We start from the raw sequence: 20524 nt of genomic DNA, 5'->3' as shown, positions 1-20524 counted from the left end.
AAAAGTGCGACAGAGCCGTTGATATGACAGGCCCAGTGCGCCAGAGCCATTATCTGGACAGACCCCTTGGCGAGCCATGGGGCACGGTCAGGGTGTGCATCGCCGGAAACACCGTTACCCTGATAGACCCTTACCGCGACAGACCCCGCCACCGTGGCGGGCGGGACGGTGGTCAGCGGCTGGTGGCCAGGGTCCGCAGTCGGTCCAATGTCTGGTGAATGATGTTTTGTAGGTCTTGATCGTCGGTGGCGGTGGCCCATCGCGAGAAGGCGACGCGGAACACGGCGATGCTGGTTTCGGCGGCCAGGCTGGCCTCGACGTCGCCGATGCCTCGCTGTCGCAACCTGTCGGCCAGGGCGGCTGACAGGGAGGTGAGCTTGATCAACTCGCGTTCGCGGAGATCGGCGTTGGCCATGATCACGGCCTGTCGCTTTCGTGCGAGCTCGCGGTCGCCACCCACCATCTGGGCCACGGTGTCGAGCACGGCCGCGACGGCATCCAGCGCCGACGTCGTGGCAGGCAGGCCGTCGAGAACAGTCAGCGCCTTCTCTTCCAGGTCAGCGGAATCGTCGAAGAGGACCTCGCGTTTGTCGGCGAAATACCGGAAGAAGGTGCGGGCGGTGACACCCGCCTGTTCGGCTATGTCGGTCACCATCGTCTGTTCGAAGCCGCGCTCAAGATAGAGCGACAGTGCGGCCTCGCGTAGCCGGTCACCAGCTCCAGGCTTCCACCGTCCCATGCCGCGAGTGTAGGTGATGTCACCTCGTGACACATGGCTCCACTCAGCGCGATGTCACTCAATGACATCACCGTGGTAGAGTGATGTCATTCGATGACATCAGCTTGTGGAGGGCCTGATGAAGCGCATCCAGTACCACCAGTACGGCGGCCCCGAAGTCATGCGCCTGGAGGATTTCGAGCCGGCTCCTCCTGGTTCGGGCGAGGTTCTGGTCCGCGTGCGGGCAGCCGCGGCCAATCCGATGGACTGGGGCATCCGCGGCGGCGCCATGAAGGTGGTGACGGGGCGGAAGTTCCCGCGCGGACTGGGCTATGACTTCGCGGGTGTTGTCGAGGCGGTCGGCGAGGGCGTCACTCGGCTCGCCGTCGGCGACGAAGTGCTCGGCGGGACGTCGATCAAAGCATCGGGGGCTTTCGCCGAGATGGTGCTGGCCGCGGAGAAAGGGGTGGTGAAAAAGCCCGGGAACCTCTCCTTCGAGGAGGCTGCCGCCATCCCGACCGTTGGTCTCACCGCACTCCAGGCCGTGGTCAACAAGGGAAAGCTGCAGCCAGGTCAATCGGTCTTCGTCAACGGCTGCCTCGGTGGAGTCGGCCGAGCCGCCGCCCAGATCGCGCTGGCGCACGGCGCCGCAGTGGGAGGCAGTTGCCGTGATACTGCCACACACGACGCGCGCGATCTCGGTCTCGACCCGATCGTCGAATTCGGCTTCGATCCGGCGACGCTGCGCGGCCGGTTCGACCTCGTCGTCGACACTGCCGATACGCTCCCAACGGACGCTGCGAAAAAGATGCTCAGGCCGGGCGGGCGCATCGTCGGTATCCACCCCAGCCCCGCGAGCATCGCAAAGAGCGCACTCCCGGGCCCGTACAACGTCTTGATCACCAGGCCCGTCACCGCAGACCTCGAGGAGGTCGCACAAGCCGCCGGACGCGGCACAATACGGGTGCGGATCGCCCGCACGGTGCCGCTCCCCGAGGCCATCAAGGCACTCACCGAACTCGAGCGCGAAGGCACCCCCAAAGGCGGCAAGCTCATCATCACCACCACCACCTGACCCTCACATCCGCCCACCTCTCGGCCTTCCCTTCGGCGCGGAACCTTTGCGGCAGCATCAGCCCGCGTGCCCGCAGGATCCGGGCGACGATCGAGGTCGATACCCGGTGCCCGTCGGCGCGGAGCAGGGCGGCGATCTTGCAGTGGCCCCACGCGGGCCAGGCCGCGGCGTACTTGACCGCGACCGGTCGATCCGCTCGCAGGCCGGGTGCGACAAAGGGCCCTTGACGGGCAGTTCGTGCCGGGTGCGGGCGAGCCGGCGCCGGTAGCTCCGCTCCGGAATACCGGCCAGCGGGCGAATCGGGTGACCGGCATCCGGTATTGGTTCCTTAGGGCTTCATGCTGGGGAAGGGGTCCGCTGGACCTGTTCGCCGCTCTCTGTCGGATCCGCACGTGCACCGTCGTCTCCACCGGCGTCGGCTTGAGTTGCTGGTTCGCTGTCCGCGACCGGCGCACCTCCGCGGTCCCAGCCTGTCCATCCGGGCCCGGTGGGGTGCGCTGCTCCAGCCGCGCGATGCCCGCAGCGACGAACCAATCCCGCCAACGGGCAATCGTGTATTCCGCTACGCCGTACCGCCGGGCCGCCTCGGCGATCGAAAACTCATGCCCGAGCACGGCCTGCACCTTCTGCTCCACCGACAACCGCGGAGCACCCTTTGCCCGCTCATACCGCCTGCCACCTCCTTGGAGTTTTCGGGGGTTCCGCGCGGCGGAACCACGGATCGACAGGTCCTACCGGTCCTTCTACGGTTGCCGACACAGTCATGGTCCCCGAGGGATCCGCTTCGGATGATTGTGAGGTTCGTTCGTGAGTACTCGTACTTCGATCGCGTCGGAAAGACCTGTACCGGACGCTTTCTCCGGGGATCGTTGGTTCTATCCCGATGTTCTTGCCGACGACATGCGCTCCAGCGCCATACCGTCGGAGAAGATTCCTGAGGCGCTTGCGGTCACGTGGGAGTACAACCGTTGCGTGGTACCCGAGTACACCAACTGGGACCGTTACATCGCGCTCGCTCGACTCGGCGGCATTGCCATCGTCGCCGAGTACAACGGTGCCCTACTCGATGTCGTCAATGACCCTTGCCCGCTCGGCTATGACATCGACGAACAACTCGATATCTTGTTCGGCGGCACATCGATGCGCGAGCCCATGGGCCGCGAATATCGTGCGTCACTGCTGTTCATGACCGAAAAGGCCAGCAACCGACGCGGTTCGCGGCTGTATCAGCGCTATGCCGAGGCGCTTGCTCATTCTCCCGCCGACTACTTTCGCATCCGTGACTGCGATGGCATGTTCCGCTTCTACCTCAATGCGGCAATCGCCTGCAATGACAGCGAAAACTGGCTCTCCGAGCCGGAATACCGGGCACTGATGGAGGTTGCCGCCACGTTGTACGACAGCGTGGCCTTCCACAAGCACCGCGCGGAGGGCGAGATCTGCAATGTCTTCGCGTACGCCGACCCCCAACTCCGGCAGGACGCCTACCGGGCCAACCGCGAAGTCCTCTGGGCGCTGGATGCGAACTGGTCTCATCGGCCGGATCGGCGTGCGGCTGTGCAATTCTGCCGCTTCGTCGGCGGACCCATCCACCTCATGATGCGCCGGTACCGGTTCGTCGAGGATGGCCTGATGGCCGGACGGCCGGAGACGCAAGCGGTGATCGACGAGGCCCGCAAGAACTTCAAGCTCTGGTACCGCAGCGATCCGCGCACGGCGGAGGACTTCGAAGAACGCTACACACAAGTCATGACACTGCAAGATCGCCTGCTGTTCGACGGTTTCGCTGAGATGCTCGAGCGGCCGGACGAAGAAAAGTGTCCGGACTGCATACGCAAGGAGTTCTACGGTACCGCTGAGCTTGGCGAGTTTTCCGGCGTTGGACTGTGCCCGGCTTGTCGTGAAAGGTGGGGCGATCACCTGCGCACCATCGCTGATCGAGCTGGTGCAGTCCTTCCTCTGTCGCCGCCGCGGTAACTCACAGTGCAACCTCGCCCGCGGCGACGGTGAGCCGGTCGCGCTACTCGCGCTTGCGGCTTCCCAGTACTCCATGGGGCTGTCCGGGGTGGTGCTGTAGAAGGACGCCGATAGACCCGCGTGTGTTGCTGCCGTTGGCCATGCGCGCAGCGCAGGACGGCTTATGTCCCGAATGGTGACACGGAAGGCCTCTTTTCCGATGTGGACCTGCGGCTGGCCTGTCGGCGCGACGATCAGAGCCCCGCGCTCTTGGCGGTTCTGGAAGCGGTACTCGAACTCGAGGGCCGGTCGGTGGATTGAACGAGACTCACGTGACCATGACCCTTGTTGGGGCCGCGAAAACTGCGTCCGCTCACACGTGACGTTGAGGCGCTCTCGTACTCATTCGGACGCTGCTACGCGATGTTTCTCGCCTCTCCGGCGGCGAGGACGATTCGATTACTGTCTACCGCGCGATACGCACGGCAGGCGCCGACAGCGGTTCGATCCGAAAGCAGCGCCACATCGCGTCTTGCCGCCCATCCCTGACATTCAGGTGGTCAGCAGATCTGGCTTCACCCGTGGGGCTGTCAGATCAACCCGTTACGGACCCTCCGGCGGTAACATCGAAAGGATCCCTCATTCCTGTGCCCGCTGACGGTATTGGTAATAGCTGGCTTGGTTCGGCCACCTGTCCACAAAAGTGACCGTTCGGACAGTGGATGTCAGATCAGGAGCCTTGGGAGTATTGATCGTTGATGATGTTCGCGAGTTCCGGGTATTCGTTGAATCGGCGCTGGTGCAGTGTGGCGATCTTGTTGCCGAGTTCGGGGTCTAGGTCGTCGGTGATGTCGAAGGAGAGGAACTGGTCGAGTAATGGCCAGCCGATTCGGTCGGTGTGCAGATGAGTGGGGTGGATGAGGTAGTTCCAGTAGCTGTCGAGGTCTTCGATCAGGTAGGTGGCGCCCCATTCGTATTCGCCGCCGTGGTCGCGGCCGACGATGAAGGACCGCACTTCTGGAATGGAGCGGCCTTGGTGGCGCAGGCTTTCCAGGACCTGCTCACGCTGTTCTGCGGTGACATCGGGCCTGAAGGTGAATCGGATGCTGTGATGAATCACGGCTTGCCTTTCTTCGACATGGTATTGCCGACCCCGGTCGGCAATACCATGCTAACGCGCTTGAAGGTTGCATCAACTGCGATGGTTTTCAATGCTGTTGATTGCCGCCGATCGACATCGGTGATTGAGTCGTTGGCAGAGGATATGCTGTGCCTATCAGTACGAGGCTGGTGGTGACCGCGTTCCGTGCCGTGCTGACCGTGTGGACACTGCGGTGTTCGGTGCGGTGGGTGGTTACTGCGCTGGTTCGCCTGCCAGCAGGGCGCGGGAGATCGCGGCGGCGGTCGCCGTGACATCGGCCGAGAGTTCCTCGGCGACGGCTCTGGTCAGCCGGAACGACGGCGCGCCAATGGCGACGGCGGCGACGAGCGTTTCTCCTGCCCCGAAAATGGGCGCGGCCAGTGAGTTCAGTCCGGGTTCCCGTTCCTCCTCGGTGAAGGCCCAGCCCTGTTCGCGGACCTGGTCGAGCAGCTTCTCGAGCACCTGCGGGTCGGTGATGCTGTGTTCGGTGTAGCCGGGTAACCCTTCTTCGAGTACCGCCTGATGGGCCTGTTCGTCGTAGGCCATCAGCACTTTCCCGGCCGCGCTCGCCTGCAGCGGCAGGATTTGGCCTATGTAGCCGCGGTAGATGATGGAGTGCGTGGATTCGGCGCCGAGCACGGAGACCCGGTTAGTGCCCTGGCGGACGTAGATGCCGCAGGATTCCCGGCTGCGGTCGCGCAGCGCGGTGATGTGCGGTCCGGCCGCGGCGAGCAGATCGGATCCGGCTTTCGCCGCCGCGGACCAGGCGGTGACACGCAGGCCGATGCTGTACTCCTGTCCCTGACGCTGGAGCAGGTTCTCGCCGACCAGGGTGCGCAGGATGCGTGCGACGGTCGAGGTCGGCATGCCGGTGGCCTGAACGATGTCGGAGGCGCGCAGCCTCGGGGTCGTAGCGGAGAAGCAGTCGAGTATCTGTGCTGACTTGCGCACGACCTGCACCGAACCGCCGTCGGTTCGTTCCCGATCGGGTGGCACGTTGACGACCTCGCTTCCCACAGTGCGGCAATAGTTGCCGCTAAGTGGCCAAACTTGCATGCCGCTGTCCCCCCTGTCAAGCCCTTGACAGACATCTCAGGTTGTTAGCAGTCAAGCCGCGACGGCGAGTGGAGGTGGAAAGGCCTGATGTTCGTCGTAGAGGCAGCGCGTTTGCAGGCAGTGGTGGAGCTGTCCGAGGAATTTGTTGAACAGGTGGCGTTGGGCTTGGTGGTTCCAGTCTCCGGCGGCGCGGCGAGCGTCGAAGTGACGTCTCGCCCCTGGCGAGGCGCGCAGCGACGAGAGTGCCCAGACCGGTCCGACCGCTGCCAGGCGCCGGTTTTTGATGTGCCGGTGCAAGACAACGGTTTTTCGGCCGCTGGCGCGGGTGATCGGCGCGGATCCGGCGTAGGCTTTCAGGCCGCGTGGGTCGGTGAAGCGAGTTCGGTCGTCTCCGATTTCGGCGAGCACCCGGGCGCCGGCCAGCAACCCGAGACCGGGGAAACTGGTGATGATCTTGGCGTCCGGGTGCTGTTCAAAATGTGTCCGCGCGGCCTCCGCCAGGTCGTCGGCGGCACCGCAGGCGGCCTCGAATTGGCTCAGCAGAGCGGAAAACTGAATACCCATCGCATTCTCCACCACGGGTGGCTGCCGCAACCGCTCCGCCCGGAAGATCCCATAGAGCCGGTCGACGTCGGTATCGACGTTGCGGCGTCGCCCGGATTTGGTCAGCAACGTTCGCAGTCGTGTTCGGGTCAGCTTCGCCGCGAGCGCGGGTGTCGGGGCGGCCGCGAGGACGGTGCGGGCGTCCCGGCGGGCCAGGCCTTTCTCGGGCTGTCCGGCGAACGCCTCCAGCGCGGCCGGGTAAAACTCCTTGAGCAGCGACCGCAGTTGGTTGCCCAGCTGCTGACGGGCCCAGACCGCGTCCTGCTGCGCGCGTGCCAGCACCCGGACAGCCTGGGCGAGGTCGGTGTCGGCGGGCATTGGCCGGTGCGCGTCGACGTCCTGGCGGATGATGTTGGCCAGCATGACCGCGTCCGCGGCGTCGGATTTCGCGCCCGAAACCTGGTGCCGGGCCCGATACCGCGACGCCGAGAGTGGGTTGATCGCGTAAATGGTGCGACCGGTCGCGCGCAACGTCGAGGCGAGCAGCCCGTGGTCGATTTCGATCCCGACCGGGATCTGCGCCTCGGGGGTGTCACCGGCCTCGGCCAGCAGGTCCAGCAGACAGGCGAACCCGGCCGCGTCGTCGCCGATGCGGGCTTTCGCGACCACGGTGCCGGTGTCGTTGATGATGGCGACATCGTGGTGGGAGTTGGCCCAGTCGATGCCGCAGAACAGTGTCAAGCTGTCACGTCTCCTTTAGTGTTTCTGCTGTTCACGGGTCCAGGCAGGGTCACGCAGCGCCCTAATCGCGGGACTCGATGGTCCGTCATCTCAGTAGCCGTTCGTGACTCCAGCACACCGCAGGAACCTCGTTCTATCGAAGAGCTCACGGCTCGGGAAAACACGAGAAGAGGTCACCTCCTGCGGCGGACTCGAGCAACGACATCCCAGCACCACGATCGCTGGTCCACCGGCAGACGCGCCGTTCTGTCAGAAGTCGTCGAACGACGGGGAGGACCCAGGCGTCGCCCACCGGAGGACCAGCGCCAACCGACTCGATTACAAGCCGGAAGAACCATCACTACAACCGATTAGGGGGGACACTTCATCGGAAAGTGAACCGCATTGTGGCAATCATGCTCACGATGCAGCATTGCGAAGGAGTGGTTTCGTGTCGGAGATCCGTTCCCGGTTGCGGGAGCTGCTTGCCGAGCGGTCTGCGGTGGTGGCGCCCGGCGTGTTCGACGGGCTGTCCGCGGCATTGACGGTGAGCGCGGGGTTCCGTGCCGGCTACCTGTCGGGCGCGGCTGTCGCGGCGGTGAACGGGCTGCCGGACGTCGGCCTCGCTACGCAGACGGAGTTCGTGCAGCAGTTGTCGCTGGTTTCGTGCAGGATGGACGTCCCGGTCATCGCGGACGCGGACACCGGCTTCGGTGATGTCACGCACGCCTACCGCACGGTCCAACTCTACGAGCGGGTGGGTGCCGCGGCGATCCAGCTCGAGGACCAGGAGTTCCCGAAGCGCTGCGGTCACCTCGACGGCAAGCGGGTCGTGGACGCCGAGGAGTTCGCCCGCAAGATCGAAGCCGCCGCGGCGGCCCGGCGCGATCCGGAAACGGTGCTGATCGGGCGTACCGATGCCTGTGCCGTGCACGGTTTCGATGAGGCGGTGCGGCGGGTCAACCTGTACGCCGAGGCCGGTGCTGATCTGGTGTTTCTCGAAGCACCGGGCTCGGTCGACGAGGTGCGGCGGGTGCCTGCCGAGGTGACGGCGCCTGCGTTGTTCAATCTGGTTCCGCGCGGCAAGACGCCGCAGGTCGAATTGGCCGAGCTCGCCGAACTCGGCTACGCGCTGGTGATCATGCCAGGCCTGTGCGTGGGCAGCGCGGCTGCCGCGATGCGTGCCGCGCTGGAACGTGCGAGGCACGGAGACGTGGGTACGGATGGGCAGGATTCGCCGCGCGGCATGTTCGACGCGCTCGGCCTGCCGTTCTGGGAAAATCTGCGGGAGCGCTACGCGGGGCAGGCCGCCGATGCGTGAGACGCTGATCCAGAAGGTACTCGGCCGGGCATCGGGCGGGCGCGCGGAAATCGGGGAGATCGTCGTTTGCGAGGTGGACCTGACCGCGCTGATCGACATCCAGTTCGCCCATGACCGGCTCGCCGATGTGGTCAGCGTCGCGGATCCGGACCGGATCGCGATCGTGTTCGACCACGCTGTCCCCGCCCCGTCGATACGCGATGCGGAATCCGGCCGCAGGGCGCGAGCCTTCGCCGCCGAACACGGCATCCGGAAGCTGTTCGACCTGGGACGGCACGGCATCGTCCACCAGGTACTCGCCGAACAGGGGCTCGCCAGGCCGGGCTGGGTGGTCGCCTGCACCGATTCGCACACCTGCGCGGCCGGCGCCGTCGGTGCGGCGGCGCGCGGGCTCGGCCCCGCCGAGGTGCTCCAGATCGTATGCACCGGGCGGACCTGGCATCAGGTTCCCCCCACCGTCCACTATGCCCTCAGCGGGCGGAAAAGCCCGTGGGTCAACGGAAAAGACATCTTCCTGCACATCGCGGGTCAGTACGGCGACGCAACGGGGCACGCCGTCGAGTTCGGCGGTCCTGGCCTTGCCGAACTGCCGATGACCGACCGGCGGACCATCGCGACCCAGGGAGCCGAGATCGGCGCGGACTTCACGATTTTCCCGGCCGACCAGCGCTGCCTGGACTATGTCGCTGCCGCGGTGCCGGATGCCGAACCGGCACCGGTGTGGCCGGACGAGGACGCCGAATACTCTGCGGTGCGCGGGATCGGGCTGAGCGGCATCTCGCCGATGGTCGCCAGGCCGGGCACCGTGATCGAGAACGCCGGACCGGTCGGGGAGCTCGCCGGTACCAGGATAGACCAGGCGTTCATCGGCTCCTGCGCGAACGGACAGCTCGCCGATCTCGAGGTCGCCGCGGAGATCCTGAAAGGACAACAGGTCGCCAGTGGAACGCGGCTGATCGTCACCCCGGCGAGCCAGCAGATCTACCTCGAGGCGTCCAAGCGAGGCCTGCTCGCCGACCTCGTCGAGGCGGGGGCGACGGTCACCAACCCGACCTGTGGGGCCTGTTTCGGCTATCACATGGGCACTCTGGCAGCTGGCGAGGTGTGCATCACCGCGAGCACCCGGAACTTCAAGGGGCGCATGGGAAGTACGGAGGCCGAGGTGTACATGGCCTCACCGGCGACGGTGGCCGCCTCCGCGATCCGGGGCGCCATCAGCGATGTGCGGGAGGTGGCCGCGTGAACCGGATCAGCGGCAGGGCGTGGGTGTTCGGTGATGGGATCAACACCGACGACATGTACCCGGGCTTCGCGATGCGGCTGCCGATCGAAGAAGCGGCACGGCACATGTTCCACGCGAGCAGGCCGGAATGGCCGCAGCTCGTACGTCCGGGGGACATCGTCGTGGCCGGGCGCAATTTCGGACTCGGCTCGAGCAGGCCGGTTCCCTTGCTGTTCCGGGAACTCGGCATCGCCGCACTGGTCGCGGAGCAGTTCAACAGCCTGTTTTTCCGCAACTGCATCAACTACGGCCTTCCCGCTGCGACGCTGCCATCGGCGACCAGCCTGATCGGCGAGGGGGAGACGGTGCTGATCGATCTCGCCGAAGGCAACCTGCGCGCCGGTGAAACGGTCCATCCGATCGCGCCGTTGCCCGAACTGCTGCGTGCGGTGCTCGACGCAGGAGGGCTTTTCCGGCAGCTCGAACTGGACGGCAAACTCCGGCCGGCGAAAGGATGACGATGTCCGACCAGGAAACGGTCCGATGCGTGCTCATGCGCGGCGGCACGAGCAAGGGCCTGTATTTCCACGAATCCGATCTGCCCGCATCTGGACCACGACGGGACCGGCTGCTCAAACGGCTGATGGGCACCCCGGACGTACTGCAGATCGACGGGCTCGGCGGTTCCCGTCCGATCACATCGAAGGTGGCGATCATCGCACCGTCCACAAGGGATGATGCCGATGTGGACTACACCTTCGCGCAGGTCTCGATCGGCGATGACGAGATCGGGTACAACGGCAACTGCGGCAACATCTCGTCCGGGGTAGGGCCGTTCGCGATCGACGAGGGGATCGTTCCGGCCGTCGACGGGATCACCGTAGTGCGGATCCACAACACCAACACCGGGAAAAAACTGGTGGCGCACGTGCCCGTCGAGGACGGGAAGTCCAAAGTGGATGGTGACTTCGCGTTGCCGGGCGTGCCCGGTACCGGCGCGGAGATCGTGATGGACTGGAGCGGTACCGTCGGCGCCAAGACCGGCAAACTGCTGCCGACCGGGAACCCGGTCGATGACATCGAACTGTCCGACGGAACGCGCGTTGCCGTGACCATCTGCGATGCCGGTAACCCCGCGGTCTGGGCGAACGCCGAAGACTTCGGGCTCACCGGTAGCGAACTCAGCGCGGAGATCAACGAGAACACCGCGCTCATCGACCGGGTGCGCGAACTGCGTGGCCGGGCCGCCGTGCTCGCCGGTCTCTGCGCCGACTGGCGTGCGGTGGACAGGCAGTCACCTGGCATCCCGCTTGCCGGACTGGTCGCGGCTCCGGCGGACTACGAGACGCTCAACGGAGCCGATATCGCCGCGCGGGACATGGATCTGCGGATCCGTCTACTGTTCATGAACCGGCTGCACGAAAGCATCGCCGGTACCGCATCGATCTGCCTCGCCGCCGCGTCAAGGGTGCCAGACTCGGTACCGGGAAAGATCAGCGCCAACCGTGCGGATGGCCTGTTGCTTGCCGGGCACCCCTCGGGCATTACCCCGGTGCGCGTCGAGGGCTCGCCTGACCACTTCGGACTGCTCGGGTTCAGCCGAACGGCGCGGCGTCTGATGGACGCTACCGCCTACTATCCGCGTTCCACCTTCTGAGCCAACGGGAGTACGCATGGCAACGTCGCCGATGCGCAGTGAATCCGCGGAAATCGCCGCGAATCTGGATCGCTTACCGGTCGGCTCATGGCATCGGCGCGTCGTCGCCCTGATGGGGATCGGTACCTTCTTCAACTTCTTCGAGGTCGGGCTCGGCAGCCTGCTTGTCACACTGATCCCGTCCCCATGGGCGGAAACCACACTGGACAAGTCGATGGTGATCGGCTCGGCGTTCGTCGGGGAGCTGATCGGCGCGCTAGTGCTCGCCCCCCTTTCGGATCGGTTCGGCCGGCGCAAGATGTTCCAGATCAATCTGCTCGCCTACGCAGGATTCTCGCTGCTGTGCACGCTTTCCCCGACTCTGACGGTGTTCGTAGTGCTGCGGGTGATCGTCGGCATCGGGCTCGGCGCCGAACTGGTACTCGTCGACACCTATCTCGCCGAGCTCGTACCGGCCGCGCGGCGCGGGCTGCTGGTCGGGGTTTGCTATTTCATCGGCTGGCTCGCCATGCCGATCTCGGCGCTGCTGGCCGCGAACCTGCCGCGTCTGCTGGTGGGCCTGGAAAGCTGGCGGTGGCTGCTGATCATCAGCGCGCTCGGCGCCGTCCTGGTCTGGTTCACCAGACGGGGCCTCAGTGAGTCACCACGGTGGCTGGCCGCCAAGGGCAGACGGGCTGAGGCGCTCATGGTACTGCGCAAGATCGGCGGTGATGCGCTTCCCGCCGAGCCGGACCCCGTGTCCACCGCGGAGGCGCAGGAACGCCCGAAGCTGCTTCGCCGCCCGCTGCTCGGCCGGACACTGCTGGCCTGCCTGATCTGGGCCTGCCAGACGATCGGGGTGCTCGGCTTCTCCAGCATCGCGCCACTGGTGTTGATACACAAGGGATTCAGCGTCCTGCACTCGCTTGGCTATACGGCAGCGACGGCCAGCGGCTATCCGATCGGTGCCGCACTGGTCGTATTGTTCGCCGAACGCTTCCAGCGCAAGCATCTGCTGGTGATCTCCTCGGTTCTGGTCGCCGCGAGCGGTGCGCTCTTCGGCCTCGCCAGTTCGGCATGGCTGGTGGTGCTGGCCGGTACGGCGCTCAACGTGTTCAACGTGATCATGGGCAACCTCAGCCATTCCTATACGCCTGAACTGTTCCCGACCTCGGTGCGCAGCACGGCGGCAGGACGAACATATTCCTTGTCCCGCCTGGTTTCCGCCGTGTTCCCGTTCATCACGCTTCCGTTGCTGTATGCCTTCGGCGCCGGTGCCCTCTTCGGCGTCTGCGCGCTGCTCATTCTCGCGATGAGCATCGGGGTCGCAGTGTTCGGACCCCGCACCAATGCCAGGCAACTCGACACGATCTGATCGGAGTGACATGTCCGCGACCGCGAAACTGGCCGAGTTCACGACGAGTGAGTTGCGACTTCCCGAACTGGTCCTGCCCCGGCTGCGCGATCTGGTTCTCGACTACATCGGGATTTCGGCGTTCGCCTCGAATCACGCGGAGAACGTGCTCGCCGTGCGCGCCGCTGTCGATGCGCTCGACCCCGGTGATGGCTCCGCGACGGTGATCGGCGAACCGCGCGGCTACCGCAGTCAGTACGCCGCGCTGCTCAACGGCTGTTACGCGCATTCCCTCGATTTCGATGACACCAACCATCTCCAGGTCGGGCATCCCGGTGCGCCGGTCATCTCGGCAGCGCTTGCTGAGGCCGAGCGCACCGGAGCGGATGGGTCTGCCTTCCTCGAGGCGCTCGCCGTCGGCTATGAGGTGAGCTGCCGGGTTGGTGCCGCGGTCGGGGCAAGTAGTTACGATCGCGGTTTCCATCTGACCTCGACCTCGGGGATTTTCGGGGCTGTCGCGGCGATCGCCCGGCTGCGTTCGTTCGGCAAGGAAACAGTGGAGCACGCGTTCGGGCTCGCGCTGAGCAAAGCCGCAGGAACCATGCAGTACCTGGCGAACGGGGCATGGAACAAGCGGCTGCACCCCGGATTCGCCGCGCACGACGCGCTGGTGTGCGCCACACTCGCGGGAGCGGGCGTGCGCGGGGCCGCCGATGCCATCGACGGACAGTACGGTCTGTTGCGCGGATACAGTGATGATCCCAATCCCGCCGCGCTGATCGAAGGGCTCGGCGAGACGTGGACGCTGCTGGAGACCGCGATCAAGCCGTACCCGTCCTGCAGGTTCACCCATGCCGCCGTCGACGCCGCGCTCGCGCTCCGGGCTCGGGCGCCGGAAACCGAACGCGCACAAGCGGAAATCCGGATCGATCTTTCTCCCACCGCGATGAAGATCGTCGGCGAGCCCGTTGCGGCCAAGCTACGCCCACAGGGGTCGGTCGACGCGCAGTTCAGCGTGTACTTCCAGGTCGCGGCTGCCTGGCTGGACGGGAAACTGGACTGGCAGAGCTACCAGCGTATCGGCGCAGCGGATCTGACTGCGATGACCGACCGGATCAGCACCGAGGTCGGGGATCTGTCCGCGCACGAAACCGTGGTGACAGCACGGATCCACGATCAGGAATACACCGAATCGGTCCCGTTGCCACTCGGCGAACCGGACAACTGGATCGGCGACGCGGCACTGCGCGGGAAGTTCACCGGTCTGGCCGAGCCGGTGTACGGCGCCGATCGCGCCGGGAGGATCGTCCATGCGGTGGCCGAACTGGGTGCGGAAACCGATATGCGGACGTTCATCGCTTCGCTGCGGGCCTGACGCCCCGGCTCTTGTTGCCGGCGTTTCGGTCGTGTGGGGAGGCGCCGTCCTCCGCGCCCGGGCCGCTGGTGTCGTCGTGCAGGGTGCGTTCCCATGCCCGGTAGGTACGGCCCCATTGTTCGAGTTGGTCGGTGATGGTGCGCAGGCTCTCGCCGATTGCGGTGACGGAGTACTCGACCTTGGGTGGTACCTGCTGGTGCACGGTGCGCAGCACCAGGCCATCGGTCTCCAGTTCGCGCAGTTGCCGGGTCAGCATTCTCGCGGTGATGCCGGGAAGGGCCCTGTCGAGCTCACCGAATCGCTTGGTGCCCTCCAGGAGGTGTCGCAGGATGACGAGCTTCCATTTGCCGCCGAGGACCTCCAGTGCGGCTTCGACCGTGCATTCTTCTGCTACGTCGTTGATGCGAGGGTGCACTCGAACCTCCCTGGAGTTCGTCACTATACATTCTGATAGTACAGGTCAAAAAAGACAGTACTTGCCATTTGTGAGTATAAGGCCGAGGCTTTCGGTATGACTTCGATTGAACGTGTGGAACACGACCCGGACTGGTATGAGCCCTACCGCATCTCGCTGGCGATCAAGGCCAACGGTCTGGTGTTCGTCTCCGGTCAGGCAGGGATCGACGAGCACGGTCACACCGTCGGTGCCGGTGATTTCGAAACCCAGGCGCGCAGGGCGTTTCAGAACCTGGCAACAGTGCTCGGCCAGGCCGGTGGAAGTCTCGCCGATGTCGTGAAGGTGACCATCATGGTCACCGACATGAGCTACCTCGACCAGATCGTCCGCCTGCGTGGCGAGTATTTCACCGAACCGTACCCGGCCGACACGCTGTTGCAGGTGGCTGGGCTCGCGCAGCCTGACTGGCTGGTGGAGATCGACGCGATCGCGATCGCCCGATAACCGTGCCCTGCGCACAGCTTGCGGTCGGCAAGTGGTGAGGTGACGGCTGCGCGGCACGCCGGGGTGCGCGCTGTCGAGGGCACGGATTGCCGGTGTGCGGCCGTTGCGGGAACTGCTGTCCGTCCGAATGTCCCGTTACTCGATTGGTTCGAGTTCGAAGACACGAAAGTGATCAAGGAATGCATCCAGAAACATCTGCCGGTACCGCTGATCCGTTGTTCATGCCCGTCACCGTCGGCGGTGTCACGCTGGCGAACAGAGTCGCGGTGGCGCCCATGACCCGGATCAGTGCCACCAGCGATGGTGCGGCGACCGGTCGGATCGCCGGTTATTACGCGCGGTTCGTGCGCGGTGGTTTCGGTCTGGTCATCACCGAGGGACTGTATCCGGATGCCGAACACAGCCAGGGCTATTGGAACCAGCCTGGACTGGCCACCAGCGAACAGGCACAGTCCTGGAGCGAAGTCGTCGGTGCCGTACACGGAGCCGAGGGGGCGATCATCGCCCAGCTCATGCACGCGGGAGGGCAAAGCCAGGGAAACCGTCACAGGGACGACACCGTAGGCCCCTCGGCCATCGTCCCGCGTGGCCGGCAGCTCAGCTTCTACCGAGGCAGTGGCACGTTCCGGACACCACGTGCACTGACCCTGGACGAGATCACCGAGATCCGTCGCGGATTCGTTGCGGCGGCGCGTCGGGCGGTCAGGGTTGGCTTCGACGGGGTGGAACTGCACGGCGCCAACGGGTATCTCATCGACCAATTCCTCACCGACTACACCAACCAGCGGGCCGACCACTACGGCGGCAGCCTGGAGAACCGCCTCCGCCTGGCTGTCGAGCTCTGCGACGACGTGTTGCAGGCCGTGGGTTCCGAGGCCACGGTGGGCATGCGGATCTCGCAGACCAAAGTCAGCGACCCCGCGCACCGGTGGGCAGGTGAAAGCAAGGACGCCGAAACCGTGTTCGGGGTCCTCGGGCGGACCGGACTGCATTACCTGCACACCACCGAACCCGAGGCGACCGCGGCGGCGTTCGACGACAGTCCCGCTACGCTCGCCGAACACGCGAAACGACACAGCGGTACGACGGTCCTGGCGAACGGGGGTTTGACCGACCCTGATACCGCCCGATCGGTCCTCGCCTCCGGGATCGCGGACATCGTGACCCTGGGCAAGCCCGCTCTCGCCGATCGCGATTGGGTCCACGCCGCCCGGGAAGGACGCGAGGTCAGCACACGACCGGTCGCGGATCTGCTCACCCCACTCGCCGACATCAAAGACCTCGAACTCGTCTGAGCACGCAGATACCAGCGCGACGACGCCTTGAGTACACCGATGCCCGGTGCCGCGCTCGTGGGCCGGTTCACGTCGGGTCCCGGCGTCGAGGTGTGATTACCGGTCGCCGCTTCCTTGTCCGCGCACCGGCGGCCGTTGCCCGGCCGGCGGTGGGCCGGGGAACCAGGCCTCGGGTTCTGGCCAGACGAAGTCGGCTGGGATGTCGTAGGTTTCGAAGGTGGTGCCGGTTGCTTCCTCGGTGTCGAAGAAGGCGAAGGCGTTACGGTCGGCGAATCGTCCTGATTGGATCATCGCGAAGCCGCGTTCGGTGAAGGTATCGAGTCGTTGCTGCCAGGGGCGTCCCCCGGCGTCGAACGCGATGTGCTGGATGCCTTCGCCGTGCCGGTCGAGGTATTCCTGGAAGATGGAGGGGCCGTAGAGGGGCTGCATGATTTCCACTGCCATGTCCCCGACATCGGCGAAACAGACTTTGATCGCCCAGTCGGCTTCGGCTCCCTGGTAGGTGCGTTGGGTGACGGTCTCCGAGTCGAAGGTGTAGATCCGCCACGGGCCGATTCCCAGTCGCACCAGTCCTTCCATGGTGCGCTGGTGGTCGCGGGTGACGAAACAGATCTCGATCAGGTTGCCGAGGAAGCTGTTGGACAGCTCGGTCGGGCTCAGCACCGTTGGCCATCCCTCGTCAGGCGAGCCGGGCGGAGAGCTCATGGGGAGCACCTTTCTGTTGTTCTGACGCCAGCAGCGTGGTCCTGGTCGCCGTGGGCAGCTTGTTCAGTCGACGTCGAGGACTGCTTTGCCGTGCAATTGGCGGCCGAGTAGTGCGTCGGCGGCTTCGCCGAGTGTGCGCCAGTCGCCCCGCCAGGACACCGCTGGGTCCAGTCGGCCGGCGGCGACTTCGGCAGCGAGCCAGCTGAGGTCCTCGCCGAGGTCGTGGGCCCCGCTGCGGTCGAATAGGTAGAACCGGGTCAGTGTGCGGTCGTAGGAGGGGCCGAATCGGGCCGAGCGCATGCTTTCCGCGCTGAAGTCGGCGGTGTCGTTGCAGGTCTGGCCGACGCTGACCAGTGTGCCGCCGGGGGTGAGTGAGGCGTAGGCGGATGCGAGGAAGGGGCCGCCGACCATGTCGACGACCCCGAAGACCGGCGCGGTCAGCTCGTCCGGGGTGCGGATGATCTCGTCCGCGCCGAGCTCGCGCAGGCCGTGTTCGCTTTCCGGGCTGCCGGTGGTGGCGATGACCTCGGCACCCGCTCGTGCGGCGAGCTGGACGGCGAACCGGCCGACGCCGCCGGTCGCGCCGGTGATCAGTACTCGGCGGCCGAGGATCGGGCCGATCCTGCGCAGAGCGCGCAGCGCGGTGCCCGCGGCGACGGGGATCGTGCTGATCGCGCCGAGGTCGGCGTGTTCGGGGACGATGCCGATCTGGTTGGTGGGCGCGGTGCGTAGCTGGGCCCATGCGCCGCCGTGTTCGACTGTGGTGACTACCGGTGTTCCCGCGCCGGGGCCGGATCCGTCCGCGGCGGGGCGCAGCACGACCCCGGCGGCGTCCCAGCCGAGGATCGCGCCCGGCTCGCCGGTGGGCAGGCGGTGGTTGAGTTCGCCGTAGTTGATTGAGATCGCGTGTACCCGCACGAGCGCTTCGTTGGTTCCTGGTACGGGGTCGGGCACGTCGGCGAGGCGCAGGTGATCGGGGGACGAGTGGTCGATGACGAGTGCTTGCATACCGATATTCTGCCACTCAGTGGCAAAAGCTTACAAGAGGCATATGTCATCGGGTGGTATCCGCTGCCAGGTGACGTAACATGCCGGTATGTCCGCCGAGATCGAAGAGGGCACGCTGTCGCTGCGTGAACGGAAAAAGCACCGCACCCGTAGCGCGTTGGCCGAGACCGCGCTGGATCTGTTCGACGCCGATGGTTTTGATGGGGTGACTCTGGACGAGCTGGTGGCGGCCGTCGAGGTCTCCAAACGCACGTTCTTTCGGTACTTCGATTCGAAAGAGGACGTGGCGTTCACTTCCGGCAAGCAGCTGTGGTCGGCCGTGCTTGCCGAGGCCGAGACGTTCGTGCCCGAGGGGACGGTGCTGGACGGGCTGGTCGATCTGCTGGTCGGTGTGTTGGGCGGGATGGGGGCGGACTGGGCGGATCGGCATCGCCGGTTGCAGCGGCTGCTCGAGAGCACGCCGGTGTTGCGCGGTTATGCCAGGGAGTACTGCGATGCCGTTTCGCGTGAACTGGTGAGCATGCTGACCGCGAGGCTGGGGTCGAAGGTGGAGCGGCTGACCCTGCGGATGGTGGTCGAGCTGATGCTGGCCGCATGGCACTGCGGGGTGCGGGATTGGTCGGAGTCGGGTGGCCGTGGTGCCGCTGGTCTGGCGAGGCGGGTGCGGGCAGCCGCGGACACGCTGCCCGCATGTCTCGCCCTCACCGGCTGAGGTTCTGGTTCGCCGGGATTGGTCACCGGGCCTTGTCCGAGGCCATTCCCGACCGTGTGCTGCCCGTTTTGATCGGATCGAGGATCGGGCGGCGACCGGTGATCCCGGTGATCGAGGTGAGGACGCTGATGGCGGCGAGGAACAACCAGGCTGTGGTGAACCCGAGGCTGGCGGTGATGGCGCCGAACAGGGTGGGGTCTCGATGCTTGCCATGCACCGACAGCACCCCCGCGTGGGGACGGATTTGCCCGCTAAAGGGGGACACTGCCGGTGTCGCAGGCTTCTGAGCTGCAAAAAATGGTCGGGACGACAGGATTTGAACCTGCGACCCTCCGCTCCCAAAGCGGATGCGCTACCAAGCTGCGCCACGTCCCGTGTGGGTCCCGGTGAACAGCCTACCGTGGACACGTTATGATCGGGCATGTGCCCTTCAGGGGGCGCATGCGGCTGTAGCTCAATGGTAGAGCCCTAGTCTTCCAAACTAGCTACGCGGGTTCGATTCCCGTCAGCCGCTCCACGCCGGGCAATGCGCCCCGACCAGCCGAAACCGGCTGGTCGGGGCGCTTTGCTGTGTCCCGATAATGCCGTGCGCCGATCGGTGTCCCTTGCGATAATCCGCGCGTGACCAGCGCATCCGGCGGAAGAATCGAGTGGGCGCAGCTACCGCGCGAGGTACGGCGCGCGGTGGAATCGATCCTCGGGGACACCGTGGTGGCCGCGAGTTCGCAGTCCGGTGGGTTCTCGCCGGGCACCGCGGACCGGGTCCGCACCGCGGGTGGGGGCCGGGCCTTCGTGAAGGCGGTGAGCGCCGCGCGGAACGAACAGAGTGTGGTCATGCACCGCAGGGAGGGCCGGGTCACCGCGGCGATGCCCGGCTGGGCACCGGTCCCGGAGCTGCTCGGCCGCGTCGACGACGGCGACTGGGTGGCCCTGGTGCTGCGGGATGTGGAGGGGCGTCATCCGCGCACACCGTGGCGGTCCGCCGAGCTGCGGAAGATCCTGGCGGTTCTCGATGCGTTCGCGGCAAGGGCGACCCCGGCCGCGCTGCCCGATTCGCGCACCGCACAGGAGATGTTCGCGGAGGACTTCGGTGGCTGGCGGCGGATCGCCGCCGACCCGCCGCCCGGCCTCGATCCGTGGGTGGCGGGGCATCTGGACGAACTCCGCGCCTCGGCCGACCGGGCGCTGGCGGTGCTGGACGGGGACACTCTGGTGCACACCGATCTGCGTGCGGACAACATCCTGTGCGGCGCGGATGGCACGGTGACCCTGATCGACTGGCCCTCGGCCTGCCGGGGCCCGTCCTGGCTGGACTCGCTGTTGCTGCTGATCAACGTCGCGCTGCACGGCGGGCACGATATGCACACGCTGCTCCTCGGCCGGGCGGATGCGCACAGCGCTCCGGTCGAGGACCTGCTTTCCGTGCTGGCGGCCATGACCGGTTTCTTCGCCGATGCCGCGCGGTGCCCGCCGCCTCCCGGGCTGCCCACCCTGCGGGCGTTCCAGTGGAAGCAGGCTGAGGCGGGCCTGGCATGGTTGCGCGCGGAGGCGGAGCTGACCGGTCTCCCGGGCTGAGACGCGAACCGGGACCCCCGTGAATCGGCCTGGTTCGGCCCGTGCTAAAGTTTTTCTCGTTCGCGGGACAGCAGGTCCAGCGGGCGCCGTTAGCTCAATTGGCAGAGCAGCTGGCTCTTAACCAGCGGGTTCGGGGTTCGAGTCCCTGACGGCGCACAGTGAGAAACCCCCAAACCGATCGGTTTGGGGGTTTCCTGCATTGTGGACCGCC

Annotated in this window: 19 protein-coding genes, 3 tRNA genes and 2 pseudogenes; 14 read left to right on the top strand and 10 right to left on the bottom strand. The window is 65.9% G+C overall.

Annotation, left to right across the window (positions count from 1 at the left end):
• Positions 1–172: 172 nt before the first annotated feature.
• Positions 173–739 (bottom strand): TetR family transcriptional regulator, encoded by a 567-nt coding sequence (locus tag AD72_RS15295; protein WP_031467179.1) that lies wholly within the window; start codon positions 737–739, stop codon positions 173–175.
• A 118-nt stretch (positions 740–857) separates the two neighbouring features.
• Here AD72_RS15295 and AD72_RS15290 point away from each other — a divergent pair, with 118 nt between their 5' ends.
• Entirely contained in the window at positions 858–1793 is a 936-nt protein-coding gene (locus AD72_RS15290) for an NADP-dependent oxidoreductase (RefSeq protein WP_031467178.1), read from the top strand.
• Positions 1794–2287: 494 nt separating this feature from the next.
• Here AD72_RS15290 and AD72_RS38200 read toward each other — a convergent pair.
• Positions 2288–2407, bottom strand: a pseudogene (locus AD72_RS38200) (helix-turn-helix domain-containing protein); the annotation flags it as partial.
• 193 nt (positions 2408–2600) lie between these two features.
• Between AD72_RS38200 and AD72_RS15285 the strand changes: the two are divergent.
• Positions 2601–3770 carry a hypothetical protein gene (locus AD72_RS15285; protein WP_156365213.1) on the top strand — a complete coding sequence of 390 codons (1170 nt, stop codon included), beginning with the start codon at positions 2601–2603 and terminating at the stop codon, positions 3768–3770.
• A gap of 709 nt (positions 3771–4479) precedes the next feature.
• Here AD72_RS15285 and AD72_RS15280 read toward each other — a convergent pair.
• The 3 genes from AD72_RS15280 to AD72_RS15270 all read right to left on the bottom strand — a co-directional run bounded on the left by AD72_RS15280 (position 4480) and on the right by AD72_RS15270 (position 7230).
• Positions 4480–4869 (bottom strand): Dabb family protein, encoded by a 390-nt coding sequence (locus AD72_RS15280; protein ID WP_031467176.1) that lies wholly within the window; start codon positions 4867–4869, stop codon positions 4480–4482.
• A gap of 234 nt (positions 4870–5103) precedes the next feature.
• Positions 5104–5907, bottom strand: a complete 804-nt coding sequence (locus tag AD72_RS15275; RefSeq protein WP_231644843.1) for an IclR family transcriptional regulator — start codon at positions 5905–5907, stop codon at positions 5104–5106.
• A gap of 90 nt (positions 5908–5997) precedes the next feature.
• Positions 5998–7230 (bottom strand): IS110 family RNA-guided transposase, encoded by a 1233-nt coding sequence (locus AD72_RS15270; RefSeq protein WP_082468965.1) that lies wholly within the window; start codon positions 7228–7230, stop codon positions 5998–6000.
• A gap of 430 nt (positions 7231–7660) precedes the next feature.
• On the opposite strand from AD72_RS15270, the gene AD72_RS15265 reads away from it, so the two are divergent.
• Genes AD72_RS15265 through AD72_RS15240 form a run of 6 tightly spaced genes read left to right on the top strand, consistent with a single transcriptional unit; the run spans position 7661 to position 14117 of the window.
• Positions 7661–8530 carry an isocitrate lyase/PEP mutase family protein gene (locus AD72_RS15265; protein WP_082468964.1) on the top strand — a complete coding sequence of 290 codons (870 nt, stop codon included), beginning with the start codon at positions 7661–7663 and terminating at the stop codon, positions 8528–8530.
• Positions 8523–9773 carry a 3-isopropylmalate dehydratase large subunit gene (locus AD72_RS15260; RefSeq protein WP_031467172.1) on the top strand — a complete coding sequence of 417 codons (1251 nt, stop codon included), beginning with the start codon at positions 8523–8525 and terminating at the stop codon, positions 9771–9773. Before AD72_RS15265 ends, AD72_RS15260 begins: the two co-directional genes overlap by 8 nt.
• On the top strand, positions 9770–10270 hold the full coding sequence (locus AD72_RS15255) for a LeuD/DmdB family oxidoreductase small subunit (protein ID WP_031467171.1): 501 nt from the start codon (positions 9770–9772) through the stop codon (positions 10268–10270). The genes AD72_RS15260 and AD72_RS15255 overlap by 4 nt, the downstream gene beginning before the upstream one ends.
• A gap of 2 nt (positions 10271–10272) precedes the next feature.
• Complete coding sequence (locus AD72_RS15250; RefSeq protein ID WP_031467170.1) at positions 10273–11409, top strand: 2-methylaconitate cis-trans isomerase PrpF family protein; 1137 nt, start codon at positions 10273–10275, stop codon at positions 11407–11409.
• Positions 11410–11425: 16 nt separating this feature from the next.
• Positions 11426–12763, top strand: coding sequence for an MFS transporter (locus AD72_RS15245; protein WP_037345949.1), 1338 nt, complete (start codon positions 11426–11428; stop codon positions 12761–12763).
• Between the two features lie 10 nt (positions 12764–12773).
• Positions 12774–14117 (top strand): MmgE/PrpD family protein, encoded by a 1344-nt coding sequence (locus tag AD72_RS15240; protein WP_037345947.1) that lies wholly within the window; start codon positions 12774–12776, stop codon positions 14115–14117.
• Positions 14118–14217: 100 nt separating this feature from the next.
• Here the strand turns inward: AD72_RS15240 and AD72_RS15235 are convergent.
• Positions 14218–14532: pseudogene (locus AD72_RS15235) on the bottom strand (winged helix-turn-helix transcriptional regulator); the annotation flags it as partial.
• A 96-nt stretch (positions 14533–14628) separates the two neighbouring features.
• Here AD72_RS15235 and AD72_RS15230 point away from each other — a divergent pair.
• On the top strand, positions 14629–15018 hold the full coding sequence (locus tag AD72_RS15230; protein ID WP_031467166.1) for a RidA family protein: 390 nt from the start codon (positions 14629–14631) through the stop codon (positions 15016–15018).
• 179 nt (positions 15019–15197) lie between these two features.
• Positions 15198–16313 carry an oxidoreductase gene (locus AD72_RS15225; RefSeq protein WP_037345946.1) on the top strand — a complete coding sequence of 372 codons (1116 nt, stop codon included), beginning with the start codon at positions 15198–15200 and terminating at the stop codon, positions 16311–16313.
• 96 nt (positions 16314–16409) lie between these two features.
• Here AD72_RS15225 and AD72_RS15220 read toward each other — a convergent pair whose 3' ends face one another.
• Both AD72_RS15220 and AD72_RS15215 read right to left on the bottom strand, forming a co-directional pair.
• Positions 16410–17018 carry a VOC family protein gene (locus AD72_RS15220; protein ID WP_051898637.1) on the bottom strand — a complete coding sequence of 203 codons (609 nt, stop codon included), beginning with the start codon at positions 17016–17018 and terminating at the stop codon, positions 16410–16412.
• Positions 17019–17081: 63 nt separating this feature from the next.
• Positions 17082–18026 carry a zinc-binding dehydrogenase gene (locus AD72_RS15215; protein WP_031467163.1) on the bottom strand — a complete coding sequence of 315 codons (945 nt, stop codon included), beginning with the start codon at positions 18024–18026 and terminating at the stop codon, positions 17082–17084.
• Positions 18027–18114: 88 nt separating this feature from the next.
• On the opposite strand from AD72_RS15215, the gene AD72_RS15210 reads away from it, so the two are divergent.
• Positions 18115–18738, top strand: a complete 624-nt coding sequence (locus AD72_RS15210) for a TetR family transcriptional regulator (protein ID WP_031467162.1) — start codon at positions 18115–18117, stop codon at positions 18736–18738.
• Positions 18739–18760: 22 nt separating this feature from the next.
• On the opposite strand, the gene AD72_RS15205 is transcribed toward AD72_RS15210, so the two are convergent.
• Both AD72_RS15205 and AD72_RS15200 read right to left on the bottom strand, forming a co-directional pair.
• Positions 18761–18955 (bottom strand): hypothetical protein, encoded by a 195-nt coding sequence (locus tag AD72_RS15205; protein ID WP_156365212.1) that lies wholly within the window; start codon positions 18953–18955, stop codon positions 18761–18763.
• Positions 18956–19036: 81 nt separating this feature from the next.
• Positions 19037–19113 (bottom strand) — tRNA-Pro (locus tag AD72_RS15200).
• A gap of 68 nt (positions 19114–19181) precedes the next feature.
• On the opposite strand from AD72_RS15200, the gene AD72_RS15195 reads away from it, so the two are divergent.
• The 3 genes from AD72_RS15195 to AD72_RS15185 all read left to right on the top strand — a co-directional run bounded on the left by AD72_RS15195 (position 19182) and on the right by AD72_RS15185 (position 20469).
• Positions 19182–19255: transfer RNA gene (locus tag AD72_RS15195), tRNA-Gly, on the top strand.
• A gap of 104 nt (positions 19256–19359) precedes the next feature.
• On the top strand, positions 19360–20313 hold the full coding sequence (locus tag AD72_RS15190; RefSeq protein ID WP_031467160.1) for a phosphotransferase: 954 nt from the start codon (positions 19360–19362) through the stop codon (positions 20311–20313).
• Between the two features lie 83 nt (positions 20314–20396).
• Positions 20397–20469 (top strand) — tRNA-Lys (locus AD72_RS15185).
• Positions 20470–20524 lie beyond the last annotated feature (55 nt).

The organism is Sciscionella sediminilitoris, from assembly GCF_000737195.2.
In the GTDB taxonomy this organism is placed as follows: Bacteria; Actinomycetota; Actinomycetes; order Mycobacteriales; family Pseudonocardiaceae; genus Sciscionella; species Sciscionella sediminilitoris.
The sequence above is the reverse complement of the archived record's forward strand: the minus strand, read 5'-3'. Positions and strand labels throughout refer to the sequence as shown.